10 protein-coding genes are annotated in these 12336 nt (G+C 71.9%); 6 read left to right on the top strand and 4 right to left on the bottom strand.

Going from position 1 to position 12336, the window contains the following annotated elements:
* Positions 1-122: 122 nt before the first annotated feature.
* The gene (ilvD, locus tag DSX2_RS11980) at positions 123-1784 is read right to left on the bottom strand and encodes a dihydroxy-acid dehydratase (RefSeq protein ID WP_020881364.1); all 1662 of its coding nucleotides are present in this window, start codon (positions 1782-1784) and stop codon (positions 123-125) included.
* 179 nt (positions 1785-1963) lie between these two features.
* Between ilvD and DSX2_RS11975 the strand changes: the two genes are divergently transcribed.
* The 4 genes from DSX2_RS11975 (at position 1964) to DSX2_RS11960 (ending at position 5842) form a co-directional block, all read left to right on the top strand.
* Positions 1964-3037 (top strand): HD-GYP domain-containing protein, encoded by a 1074-nt coding sequence (locus tag DSX2_RS11975; protein WP_020881363.1) that lies wholly within the window; start codon positions 1964-1966, stop codon positions 3035-3037.
* A 2-nt stretch (positions 3038-3039) separates the two neighbouring features.
* Complete coding sequence (locus tag DSX2_RS11970) at positions 3040-3735, top strand: PHP domain-containing protein (protein ID WP_020881362.1); 696 nt, start codon at positions 3040-3042, stop codon at positions 3733-3735.
* Between the two features lie 83 nt (positions 3736-3818).
* A complete protein-coding gene (locus DSX2_RS11965; RefSeq protein ID WP_020881361.1) occupies positions 3819-4346 on the top strand; it encodes a GNAT family N-acetyltransferase in 528 nt (175 codons plus the stop codon).
* Positions 4343-5842 carry a deoxyribodipyrimidine photo-lyase gene (locus DSX2_RS11960; RefSeq protein WP_020881360.1) on the top strand — a complete coding sequence of 500 codons (1500 nt, stop codon included), beginning with the start codon at positions 4343-4345 and terminating at the stop codon, positions 5840-5842. Before DSX2_RS11965 ends, DSX2_RS11960 begins: the two co-directional genes overlap by 4 nt.
* Positions 5843-6022: 180 nt before the next feature.
* Here the strand turns inward: DSX2_RS11960 and DSX2_RS11955 are convergent, their stop codons facing one another.
* From DSX2_RS11955 to DSX2_RS11945, 3 genes are read right to left on the bottom strand one after another with little or no spacing between them, the layout of a single operon-like run.
* On the bottom strand, positions 6023-6487 hold the full coding sequence (locus DSX2_RS11955) for a hypothetical protein (RefSeq protein WP_020881359.1): 465 nt from the start codon (positions 6485-6487) through the stop codon (positions 6023-6025).
* A 48-nt stretch (positions 6488-6535) separates the two neighbouring features.
* The gene (locus DSX2_RS11950) at positions 6536-7747 is read right to left on the bottom strand and encodes a VWA-like domain-containing protein (RefSeq protein ID WP_020881358.1); all 1212 of its coding nucleotides are present in this window, start codon (positions 7745-7747) and stop codon (positions 6536-6538) included.
* 16 nt (positions 7748-7763) lie between these two features.
* Positions 7764-8786, bottom strand: a complete 1023-nt coding sequence (locus DSX2_RS11945) for an ATP-binding protein (protein WP_020881357.1) — start codon at positions 8784-8786, stop codon at positions 7764-7766.
* A 178-nt stretch (positions 8787-8964) separates the two neighbouring features.
* On the opposite strand from DSX2_RS11945, the gene DSX2_RS11940 reads away from it, so the two are divergent.
* Together DSX2_RS11940 and DSX2_RS11935 are read left to right on the top strand one after the other, a co-directional pair.
* Positions 8965-10113, top strand: coding sequence for an ABC transporter substrate-binding protein (locus DSX2_RS11940; protein ID WP_020881356.1), 1149 nt, complete (start codon positions 8965-8967; stop codon positions 10111-10113).
* On the top strand, positions 10110-12170 hold the full coding sequence (locus tag DSX2_RS11935; RefSeq protein WP_020881355.1) for a sensor histidine kinase: 2061 nt from the start codon (positions 10110-10112) through the stop codon (positions 12168-12170). Before DSX2_RS11940 ends, DSX2_RS11935 begins: the two co-directional genes overlap by 4 nt.
* The last annotated feature ends 166 nt before the right edge of the window (positions 12171-12336 follow it).

Raw genomic sequence — 12336 nt, 5'->3', positions numbered from 1 at the left:
TTTTTGCAAGCAGAAGACGGCATACGAGATTAGCTCCCGGTCTCGGCATTCCTGCTGACCCGCTCTTCCGATCTAGGGGGCGCGCAGCCCCCTCCCTGCCCGCCGGAGGCATCTTCCTCCGTCTATTCTTCCCGCAGCACGGCGCCGTTGGCCGCGGAGGCGACCTGTCGGGCGTAGCGGCGCAGGATGGGGGACTTGAGTTCCTTTTCCGGGCGCTTCCAGGCGGCGCGGCGGCGGGCGAGTTCGTCCTCGGAGACTTCGAGGACGAGGGAGCGGTTCGGGATGTCGATGGCGATGGTGTCGCCTTCCTGGACCAGGCCGATGGCGCCGCCGGAGGCGGCCTCGGGCGAGACGTGGCCGATGGCCGCGCCGCGCGAGCCGCCGGAGAAGCGGCCGTCGGTGATGAGGGCCACGTCCTTGTCCAGGCCCATGCCCGCGATGTTGGAGGTGGGCGAGAGCATTTCGCGCATGCCCGGGCCGCCGCGGGGTCCCTCGTAGCGGATGACGATCACGTCGCCGGGCTTGATGGCGCCGTCGAGGATGGCGGCGTTGGCGGCCTCCTCGGTGTCGAAGACGCGGGCCGGGCCCTTGCGGGTCATCATCTCCGGGGCCACGGCGGACTGTTTGACCACGGCGCCGTCCGGGGCCAGGTTGCCGCGCAGCACGGCGATGCCGCCGTGCTTGCTGTAGGGGTCGGAGACGGGCCGCACGACCTCGTGGTCCACGACGCGGGCCTTGAGCTCCGCGAGGTTCTCGCCCACGGTCTTGCCGGTGGCGGTCATGCAGGCGGTGTCGATGAACCCGGCCCCGGCGAGTTCGGCCATGACGCCGGGGATGCCGCCCGCGGCGTGCAGGTCCTCTATGTGATGGTGCCCTGCCGGGGAGAGGTGGCAGAGGTTGGGCGTGCGGCGGCTGATCTCGTCGAAGATGTCCAGGTTCAGGTCGAGTCCGGCCTCGCGGAACACGGCGGGCAGGTGCAGCACGGTGTTGGTGGAGCAGCCGAGCGCCATGTCCAGGGTCACGGCGTTGGCCACGGCCTGCTTGGTGACGATGTCGCGCGGGGTGATGTTCCTCTTCAGGAGCTCCATGACCTTCCGGCCCGCGGTGTTGGCCAGGCGGACGCGCGCGGCCGTGGGCGCGGGGATGGTGCCGTTGCCGGGCAGGGCCAGGCCGATGGTCTCGGAGAGGCAGTTCATGGAGTTGGCGGTGAACATGCCCGCGCAGGAGCCGCAGCCCGGGCAGGCGCACATCTCCATCTCCTCGAGCTCCTCCTCGCTCATGAGGCCGCGCTTGACCTTGCCCACGGCCTCGAAGACGCTGATGAGGTCGGTGCCGCCCTTGCCCGCGAACATGGGGCCGCCGGAGACGAGCACGGCCGGGATGTTCAGGCGCAGCATGGCCATGAGCATGCCGGGCACGGACTTGTCGCAGTTGGGGATGAGCACCAGGGCGTCGAAGGGGTGCGCGGTGGCCATGATCTCGATGGAGTCGGCGATGTTCTCGCGGCTGGGCAGGGACATGCCCATGCCCTCGTGGTTCATGGCCAGGCCGTCGCAGACGCCGATGGAGGGAAATTCGATGGGCGTGCCCCCGGCCATGCGCACGCCCGCCTTGACCGCGGCGGCGATGGTGTCGAGGTGCTTGTGGCCGGGGACGATCTCGTTGGCCGAGTTGACCACGCCGACCAGGGGGCGCTCGATCTCCTCGCGCGTGAGGCCGAGGGCGTAGAGCAGGGAGCGGTGCGGCGCGCGGGAGAGCCCGCCGGTCATTTTCGTGCTGCGCATTGTCTTCCTCCGGATGCTGGGGATGCTCGCGTGATGCAGAAATACCGTTCCGCCCGGTTCTAGCCCCCTTCCCGGCCCCGCGCAAGGCGCAGGCCGGGCCGCGGGCCGGGGGCCGCATTGACAGCCCATGCCCGGGTTGGATACTCAACGCCCATGGGAAAACTATCCCGGAGGCATCCGTGAGTCACGGTCCCTCCCCTGCCCAGCAGCCGCACGACCCGGACGGCGTCTTCCCTGTCTCGCCCCTGCTGATCATCCCCTCCGCCGTCGGCGGATTCAGCATCTATCTGCGGCTGGACGGCAATCTCATCCTCTACGCCCGCAAGGGCGAGCGCTTCACCGACCGGCACCGCACGCGGCTGCACGAGCTCGGCGTGCGCCGCCTCTTCGTGAAGAGCGAGGAGCGCGGGGGCTACGAGAACTATCTGCAGGAGCACCTGGGCTCGATCCTCGACGACGAATCCATCCCGCTCTCGGGCCGCGTGCAGGTCTGGTACGAGGCCACGCTCGGCCTCGTGCGCGACGTCTTCGAGCACAAGCTGCCCCGGCCGCTCGGCGCGCGGCGCTTCGAGAAGGTCCGCTGCCTGGTGCGCACGACGCTCGACCTCTTGAGCAGGCAGGAGGCCGTGCGCGAGATGGCGCGCTTCCTCACGCGCGGCTTCTCGGTCTACTCCCACGGCATCGGGACCATGGTCCTGACCGCCTGCGTGCTGCAGGGCTGCGAGGACGTGGACGACGAGCTGCTCGAGGCCTGCGCCATGGGCGCGCTGCTGCACGACATCGGCAAGACGCGGCTGCCGCGCGAGGTGGCGCAGAAGAACCTCGAGGCGCTCTCCGCGGCCGAGCTCGAGTTGTACCGGAGCCACCCCGCCCTGGGCGTGGCCATGTGCTCGGGCGTGTCCCTGCCTCCGGCCGCGCTGCACTGCATGCTCATGCACCACGAGCGGGTCAACGGCTCGGGCTACCCGGGCGGGGCCCAGGCCTCGGACATTCCGCGCCACGTGGCCGTGCTCTCGGTCTGCGACATGTACGACAACTACACCCGCGCCGGGGCCTACGGACCGGCGCTCTCGCCCTTCGAGGCCCTCTCGCGGCTGCAGTGCGCCCGGGGGCTCTACGACACGGACGCCATCAAGCGGCTCATCCTCGTGCTGGCCGACGCCCGCGTGGTGGAGGCCGGGGGAGAGCCCGCGGGGGAATCCGCGGCAGAACCCTCGGAGAAGAGGGAAGGGTCCGCTCCCGGCGGCAGGTAGCCATGTCCGAGCTCAGCTTCATCGACTGCCACGTGCACACGGCCCTGCACTCGGCCTGCTCCACGATCCCGCCCGACGAGGCCTGCGCCGCGGCCCTGGCCACGGGGCTCTCGGGCCTCGTCTTCACGGAGCACCACTACCAGTGGCGCGAGCGCGAGCTCGCGCGCCTGCGCGACCTCTTTCCCGGGCTCATGCTCTACTCGGGCACGGAGATCACCGTGGAGGAGGGGCACGACATCGTGGTCATCACCGACTCGATGCACCTGGACCTGCCCCGGCCCGTGCCCTTTTCGCTGCTGCGCGACGTGCTGGAGGCGGTGCGCGAGGAGGCGTACGCCTTCGTGGCCCATCCCTTCCGCTGGCAGGACGCGATCACGCCCGAGGCCGGGGAGATCTTCGACTGGGCCGACGGGCTGGAGATGAACTCCATCAACATCCTCAGGCCCGGCTGGCGCTGGAAGAACGGCGCCTGCCTGCCCAAGAACGCCCGCCTCTACGAGGCCGCGGCCGAGCGCTACGGCCTCTCGCGCCTCTACAACACGGACGCCCACCGCGTCCCGTGCATCGGCAGCTTCGCCAACGTCCTGCCGGGCCCGGCTCCGCGCGACACGGCCGGGCTCGTGGCCCTGCTGCGCGCGAACGAGGCGCGGGAGTTCCAGGACACGCGCAGGCTGGCGGGCTTCTTCCCGACAGGCTGAGCCAGGTCCCGGCCGGGACTGCCGCCCGGACGGGGGTTCTTCCCGCCGCGCTTTCCTGCTAGTCTGCATCCTGGAGGAACCGTATGCGAGTACGCGAGGCACGCCTCGACGACGCCGGGGCGATGGTGGAACTCGTGCGCCGCGTGGAATCGGCCACGGACTGGCTCCTGCCCGAGGTCGAGGAGCTGACCATGGACGCCACGGCCATGACGCGGCGGCTCGGCCTCTTCCTGGGCCGGGAGAACTGCACCGTGATCGTGGCCGAGGACGGGGACGGCGGACGGCTCACGGGCTATCTCTTCGCCCTGGGCGGGCATCTGCGGGGCATCGCCCACGCGGCGCGCATAAACGGGCTGGGCGTGCTGCCCGAGGCCAGGCGCCGCGGCGTGGGGCTCGGCATGCTGCGCCGCCTGGACGCCTGGGCCGAGGAGCGGATGCTGCACCGCCTGGAGCTTCGGCTCATGGCGCCCAACGAGGCGGCCCACGCCCTGTACCTGCGCGCGGGCTATCTGGACGAGGGGCTCGAGCGCCACGCCTACCTCGTGCGCGGCCGCTACGTGGACGCGATGATGATGGGCAAGCTGCTGGACGGCGAGGAGCCGCAGCGGTGAGCCGGGGCCCGGAGGCCTTCGAGGCGGCCGCCGCGAGCGCCGCGCGTCGCGCCTTCGCCGTGGGCGGGCGGGCCGAGGCCGGCACGTCGGGAGAAATAGCCAAGGGAGAGGGCCCGGTCGTCTACTGGATGCACCGCGAGCACCGCTGCCGCGACAACTGGGGGCTCGCGCACGCCCAGGCCCTGGCGCTTTCCGCGAACGCCCCCCTGGTCGTGGCCTACTGCCTGGCGCCCGGCTTTCTCGGGGCCGCCCTGCGGCAATACGACTTTCTCCTGCGCGGCCTCGCGCTCGCGGCGCGCGAGCTGGCCGCCCTGTCCATCCCCTTCGCGTTCCTGCGTGGCGATCCGCCCGCCGAGATCGTGCGCTTCGCGCGCGACCACGGCGCCCGGGCCGTGGTCACGGACTTCGACTCCCTGCGCCTGAAAAGGCAGTGGATCGCGGCGGCGGCGAAAGCGCTCTCCTGCCCCGTGCGGGAGGTGGACTCGCGAAACGTCTGCCCGGCCTATCTGGTCTCGGACAAGCGCGAGTACATGGCCCGCACCATCCGCCCCAAGATCCACCGCCTGCTGCCCGAGTTCCTGACGCCCCTGCCGGAGCCCAGGCCCCATCCCGTCCCCTTTGCCGCCCACCTGCCCGAGCCGGACTTCGCGGCCGCCCTGGCCGGGCTCGACAGGAACCGCGGGGTGGACCGCGGCGTGGCGCCCGTGGACTGGGCCGCCCCGGGCACGGACGCGGGGCTCGCGCGCCTGGACGGGTTCATCGCCTCCGACCTCTCCCGCTACACCGAGCGCAACGACCCGAACGCCGAGGCGACCTCGCGCCTCTCGCCGTGGCTGCATTTCGGCATGCTCTCGGCGCAGCGCGCGGCCCTGGCCGTGGCGCGGGCCGAGGCGCCGCAGGAGGCCAAGGACTCCTTCCTCGAGGAGCTCGTCGTGCGCCGGGAGCTGGCGGACAACTTCTGCCTGCACGCGCCGGACTACGACTCCGCCTCCTGCTTTCCGGACTGGGCGCGGCAAACGCTCGAAAAGCACGCGGCGGACCCGCGGCCCCACCTCTACGACGAGGAGGCGCTGGAGCGGGGGGAGACGCACGATCCCCTGTGGAACGCGGCCCAGCGCCAGATGCTGGACACGGGCCACATGCACGGCTGGCTGCGCATGTACTGGGCCAAGAAGATCCTGGAGTGGACGCCCTCCGCCGCCGAGGCGCTGCGCATCGGCATCCGGCTGAACGACCGCCACCAGCTCGACGGCCGCGAGGCCAACGGCTACGCGGGGCTGGCCTGGTCCATGGGCGGGGTGCACGACCGTCCCTGGGGCGAGCGGCCGGTCTACGGCACGGTGCGCTCCATGACCCTGGCCGGGGCCATGCGCAAGTTCGACGTGAAGGGCTTTGCGGCACGGTTCGCGCCGGGGCTCGAGGCGGATGGAAGCGGGAAAGGCGGGGAAGGCGAGGCGGGCGGCCGGAAAAAACGAAACCGGCCGCGCACCGGGTGACGTGGCTGTGCGCGGCCGGGTTGCCGGTTGGTTCGGGATGTTTCCGAGCCGAACTGGATTCCCTCTGTCTCTGGTATAGCAATTAAGTCCGAAGCGCCCGACGTCAACGCCTCCTGTTCGTATTTTTCGAAAAATCCCTGCAATGCGGCGCCTTGCGCCTGGAAAAAGATTCTCGGCCGTTCAGCCGAGCATCTTCCTGCGCGCCACGTAGCCTGCCAGGCGGCGGGCCGTGTCCTCGCTCATGGCCGCCTCGCGCTCGATGTTCACCTCGGCCGAGTCCATGGCCGCGAGCAGGGCCGTCTCCACGGCGAGCCGCAGCCCCTCCACGGCCTGGGCGATCTCGGCCTCGAAGACCTCGCCGTCCGGCCGCCAGGGCAGGACCACGTGGCGCCTGCCGCGTCCGCCGAAGAGTTCCAGGAACGGCAGGTCGGGCCGCCCGTCCAGGTGCGAGGGCCGAAGCGCCTCGCCCTCGGGCTCGCGGTCCATGCCGTCCTTGGCGAAGAGCGCCACGGGCACGGGCACCGCGGTCTCCACGCGGCCGGGCATGGGGTGCAGGGCCGCCTCCTCGGGCGAATACTCGATCTCGTACCAGAAGATGGGCCGGTGGTTGCCCTGCCGCTTGCGGATGCCCCACTTGATGCGCATTGCGAAAACCTCCCTGGACGTCCTGGAATGAAGCCTCGGCGCGCTCCCTCAGCGATCCGAGGCGATGGACACGACGCGGCCGAAGGGGAGCATGGCCTCGAAGCGCGGATTGGGCTCGGGCAGCACCCAGAGCACCGGGTAGGGCGGCGCCTCGGGAAACTCCTCGCACTCCCCGTCCGTGAAGTAGATGGCCGCGTCCGGCTCCTCGTCGCGCGCGGCCAGCCACGCGAACCCGGGACGGAAGCTCGTGCCGCCGCCCCCGGCGGGCCTGGGCGTGTCGCCGGGAAAGAGGCGCTCCGTGCGGGCCACGGCCGTGTCCACGTAGAGCACCGGCAGGCCGTGCTCCTGGCCTTCGGCCTCGAGCAGGCCCAGGCACTCGGAGACGAGCGCCGTGAGCGCGGCGCGGTCCACGGAGCCGCTCGAGTCCACGATGGCCACGATGCGCCCCGGCCTGCGCGAGGCCAGGCTCGGCAGGACAACGCCCGCGGGCAGGTAGCGCCTGTTGGGCGCGGTCCAGACGTAGTCCGTGCGCGCGGTCTCCTCCACGAAGCGGGCGAGCTCGCGCCGCCAGTCCAGGCGCGGCCGGGCAAGGGCGCCCATGCGCCGCGCCAGGCGCGCGGGCAGGCGGCCCCAGCCGCCCGCGGCGCGCACGGCCTCGCGCACGGCCTGCTCCCAGGCGCGCGCCTCCTCGGCCCTGGCCTCGGGCGCGTCGTCCGGAAAATCGCGCACCTCGCCCGTGCCGCCGGGATCGTCCGGGACGATCCGTCTGTCCTGCATCCGGCCCTCCTCCGCCTTCCCCTCGCCCCGCTCGCCGCCGCCGTCCCCGCCCTGCGGGTCGCGGCCCTCGTCGTCCGGCCGCGGCAGCTTCTCGTAGATCTCCTCGGCGGGCAGACGGGAGTAGGTGGGGTCGAAGAGGCGGCCGGTGGGGAGCCTGAGCCCCGCCTCCTGGACCAGGGGATTGACCGCGTAGTCCGTGGCCGCGTTCCAGCGCGGGGCGTCGCGGCGGCCGCGGCGCAGATGGTGGCCGAGCGCCAGGTGCAGGACCTCGTGGGCCAGGGCGCCGAGCAGCTCGTCGTCGGAGAGGCGCCGCAGCCGGTCCGGGTTCGCGGCCAGGACGCGGCCGTCGGTCCACAGCCCCTCGCAGGACGGGTCCTCGGCCAGGGACAGGCGCAGGGCCAGGGAGCCGAAGAAGGGCGCGCGCATGATCAGGTTCGCGCGGGCGCGGGCCAGGCGGCGCAGGGCGTCCGGGGAGCCGGGCACGTCTCGCCTCCGCTCCTCAGAGGACCACGTCGGCGTGGTCCGCGGCCCAGGCCGCGAAGGCCGGGTCCTCGGCCAGGCGGGCGTCGCGCAGCACGGCCTCGCGCATCATGAGCACGGAGAACTCGGCGGGCAGGCGGCCCGCGTAGGCGGCGAAGGCCGGGAAGTTGTCCGGCGCGGCCCGCGCGGCCAGGGCCAGGCAGAGGGCATAGAGCGCCGAGATCTCGCCGGGCACGGCGGCTGCGCCGGGATCGGCCAGCACCGCCCGCGGGTCCGGGATGAGGCCGTAGACGCGCACAAAGGCCATGAACTCCTGGGCGAAGGCCGGGCCCGCCGCGCCCGCGACCATCTCGGCCAGGACCTCGCGCGGCAAGGAGCCGTCGCTGTTCCCGGGGGCCCCGGCGGCGGCCAGCAGCGCGCCCACGTGGGCCACGGTGCGCGGGCTCACGCTGTTGGCCATGTCCCGGCTCGGCTCGAAGGACGTCAGGAGCTCGGGCCTGAGCCGCACGAAGGCGGTCAGCTCGTGGGGCAGGCGCTGCCCGGCGGCCCAGGCGCACCAGTCCTCCACGTCCGGCTCGAGGTGCAAGATGGAGACGAAGCGCGACTTGACCGGCTCGAGGATGCCCTGCACCCCGGCCCGGTCCTGGCGGCGGTTGGTGGCCGCGACGAAGGTCACCTCCGGGCTCACCGCGTGGCCGCCCACGCGCCGGGCCAGCAGGAGCTGCATGGCCGCCGCCTGCACCGCGGCCGGTGCCTGGCCCAGGTCGTCCATGAAGCAGACCGTGGGACGGTCGGCCTCGATGATGGCGCGCAGGTCGCCGAAGGGCAGGAACTCGGCCCTGCCCTCGACCACGAAGGGCATGCCCTTGTAGTCCGTGGGGTCGGCGATGACCGGGTGGGTCAGCACCAGGTCGAATCCCTCGGCCGCGGCCACCTGGGCCACGATCTCGGACTTACCCACGCCCGGGGGGCCGACCACGAGGACGGGAAAGCGGTTGCGCACGGCCAGGGACAGGGCCTGTTTGAGGCGGCGAGGGATCACGGGGGCCTCCGGTTGCGGACGGTCGGGCTCTTTCGGGCCGAGGCTAGCAGAAACAGGGGCCCGGGCCAACGCGCAAAAGCGCATTGTCAGACGAGGCGGGCTGGTTTAATCTTTTTCGCGCCCCCCGCAACCGCGCGGCGCCCAGGCGCCGCGCGCGGCAAGAGAGAAGCGATCCAGCGTGAGCCCCTTCGTCCGACTTGCCCGATCGGGCCGACCGAGCCTGTTCCTGCTGCTCGTCCTGTGCGCCCTGTGCCTGCCCGGCTGCCAGGGCAACCCCATCGCCATCGGCTTCCTCGGGCCGCTGCAGGGCAAGTATTCGGACCTCGGCGTGCAGGGCCGCAACGGCGCCATGCTCGCCGTGGAGGAGATCAACGCCGAGGGCGGCGTGGCCGGACGGCCCCTGCTCCTGACCGCGGTGGACGACGCCAACGACGAGGCCAAGGCCGTGGCCGCGATCCGCACCTTGGGCAGGCAGGAGGTCACGGCGGTCATCGGCCCCATGACCAGCGTCGTGGCCGTGACCGTGCTGCCCCTGGCCGCCGAGGAGGGGCTGACGCTCATCTCGCCCACGGTCTCCTCGCCCTACCTTTCCGGCAAGAAGGACAACTTCTACCGCCTGACCCCGGACACCCCGCACGAGTGCGCGGCCCTGGCCCGCTTCGCCCTCACCAAGCGGGGCGTGCGCGACGTGGCCGTGATCACGGACCTCGCCAACGCAGCCTACACCGTGCCCTGCGCCGACAACTTCATCTCCGAGCTGCACGCCGCCGGGGGCCGGGTCCTGGCCGACATCCGGCTGAACTCGGCCGCGGTCGGCGACTGGAAGCCGACCGCGGCAGAGCTCGCGCGGCTCGGGCCCGACGCCGTGTTCGGCGTGCTCTCGGGCCGCGACTTCGCCTCCCTGGCCCGCGACCTCCACCACCAGGGAACGCGGACCCTGCTCCTCGGCTCCATGTGGTCCGCCACCCAGGAGCTCCTGCAGACTGGCGGCCTCTCCGTGGAGGGCGCCCTGTTCTCCCTGAACTACGACGACAACAACCCCCTGCCGCGCTTCCAGGCCTTCAAGCAGCGCTTCGAGCGGCGTTTCGGCACGCCGCCGAGCTTCGCGGCCTGCTTCAGCTACGAGGCGGTCATGGTCCTGGCCCGGGCCCTGGAATGGACCCGCGGCAGCCGCAACGGCCTGCCCGAGGCGCTCTCCGCCCTGGGCAAGGTGGAAGGCGTGCAGAGCCCGCTGGTCTTCGACGAGTACGGCGACGTCTCGCGCCGGGGCTTCATCGTCGAGGTCAAGGACGGCGGCTTCAAAACCCTCGAATCCATCGAGCCATGAAGCCGCGTCCGTCGCTGCAGCGCCTGGTGCGCACGCGCCTCCTGCCGTGGATGCTCCTGCCCGTGCTGCTCATGGTCGCGGTGCTCGGCCTCTACCTGGCCCGTTCCCGCCTGGAGGCCGTGCGCGTGCAGGACCGCATGCTCTCCGCCTCCCTGGCCCAGAACGTGGTCATGTACCTCGACGGCGCGGTGGAGGCGCTCGGCTACCTGGCCCGCCTGCACGACCTCGACGTCTCGTCCCAGGCCATGGCCGCGGCCATGCAGAGCCTGCAGGCCGACAAGCGCTTCGCGCGCATCCTGCTCCTGGACAAGAACCGCACGATCCTCAAGGCCTCGCCCGAGGAGGCCCCGGGGCTGGACTTCCCCGTCTCCTTCCCCGCCCTGGCGGGCCCCGGCAACGTCATCTCGCGGCCCATGTACTCGCCCGAGAGCGACGAGCTGACCATCTACGTGCGCCACGTCACGGCGGACGGCGACATGGTGCTGGGCGAGCTGAACCTGGGCGACCTGCAGCACCACCTGCAGAGCTTCGTGCCCAAGGGCGAGGGCGGCGTGGTCTTCCTCACCGACGCCTTCGGCAACGTCGTGGCCCACCCCGACCCCTGGATGGTGCGCACCCAGGCCAACCTGGGGAGCATGAGCGTGCTGCGCGCCCTGAGCACCGAGCAGGACAGCTTCGACCTCGTGCGCGCGCAGGGGCGGACGTGGTTCGGCTCCGGCGCCGTGGTGCCCGCCATCGGCTGGCGCCTGGTGATCTTAAAGCCCGCGCGCATGGTCCTTCGGCCCATCGCCGCCCTGTCCGCGACCTTCCTCGGCCTCTGCCTGGCCTACGTGGCCTTCCTGGCCCTGCTCGTGCTGCGCCAGATCAGACGCAACATCGTCAGCCCCATCGACGGGCTGACCCAGGGCATCCAGGCCGTGGCCCGGGGCGACTACACGAAGCTGCGCGGCGGGACCCAGGACTTCCGCGAGCTGGCCATCATGGCCCGCGAGTTCGGCACCATGGCCCGCACGGTGTCCGAGCGCGAGGAGGCGCTCCGCCAGTCGCGCGAGAAGTACCGCTCCATCTTCGAAAACGCGGCCGAGGGCATCACCCAGAGCACGCCCGAGGGGCGCTTCCTTTCGGCCAACCCGGCCGCGGCCCGCATCTTCGGCTTCGAGGACCCCCTCGAGGTCATCGCCTATTTCGAGGACATCGGCCGCCAGCTCTACGTGGACCCCTCGGAGCGGCTGCGCGTGGTGGCAGCGGCCAGGGAGCACGGCGAGGCGCACATGCAGGTGCGCATGCGGCGCAGGGACGGGACCGGCCTCTGGGTGGAGCTGCACGCGCGCGGGGTCTTCCACGAAGGCCGCCTGGTCATGCTCGAGTCCATCCTCGAGGACGTGAGCGAGCGCCGCAAGGCCGAGGACGAGCTGCGCGCCTCGCTGGACGAGAAGGAGATCCTGCTGCGCGAGATCCACCACCGGGTCAAGAACAACCTGCAGATCATCTCGAGCCTGCTCTATCTGCAGGCCCTGTCCATCAAGGAGGAGGCCACCCAGGAGGTCTTCTTCGAGAGCCAGAGCCGCATCGCCACCATGGCCCTGGTCCACGAGGAGCTCTACCGCTCCAAGGACTTCTCGGCCGTGGACCTGCGCGAGTACACGGACAAGCTCCTGCGCCGCCTGATCCAGAGCCTGGGGACGACCACGGTCCGCGTGGAGCAGGAGACCGAGCCCCTGCCCCTGCCCCTGCAGCAGGCCATCCCCTGCGGCCTGGTGCTGAACGAGCTCGTGACCAACGCCGTGAAGCACGCCTTCAGGCAGCGCGGAGGCGGAACCCTGCGCCTGGTCATCCGCAACATGGGCGAACGCGGCCTGCTGCGCCTCTCCGACGACGGCCCGGGCCTGCCCGAGGGCTTCGACCCGGCCCGCTGCGAGACGCTCGGCATGCAGCTCGTGAGCCGCCTGGCGGGCCAGAGGCGCGGCACCCTCACGGTGGGCCGGGGGATCGACGGCGGCGCCTCCTTCGAGTTCGTCTTCCCGGTCAGGGCCGAGGAGGACGCGGACCTCATGTAGGCCGCCCGCGGCGGACCCGGCGGGCGAAGTCCGCGCACCGGTTGCCAAACGGGCGCAAAGCCACGTAGGGTGCAGCCATGTCCCTGACGCGGCCGGACGGCAGGGACTGCGGCGGACGGCCCCCCTGGACGCGCCCGGGGGAGCGGGTCCGCGGACGACGCCCCGG

It is taken from the genome of Desulfovibrio sp. X2 (assembly GCF_000422205.1).
Classification (GTDB): Bacteria; Desulfobacterota; Desulfovibrionia; order Desulfovibrionales; family Desulfovibrionaceae; genus Alkalidesulfovibrio.
Note: the sequence above shows the minus strand (reverse complement) of the source record. Positions and strands in the feature narration are given on the sequence as shown.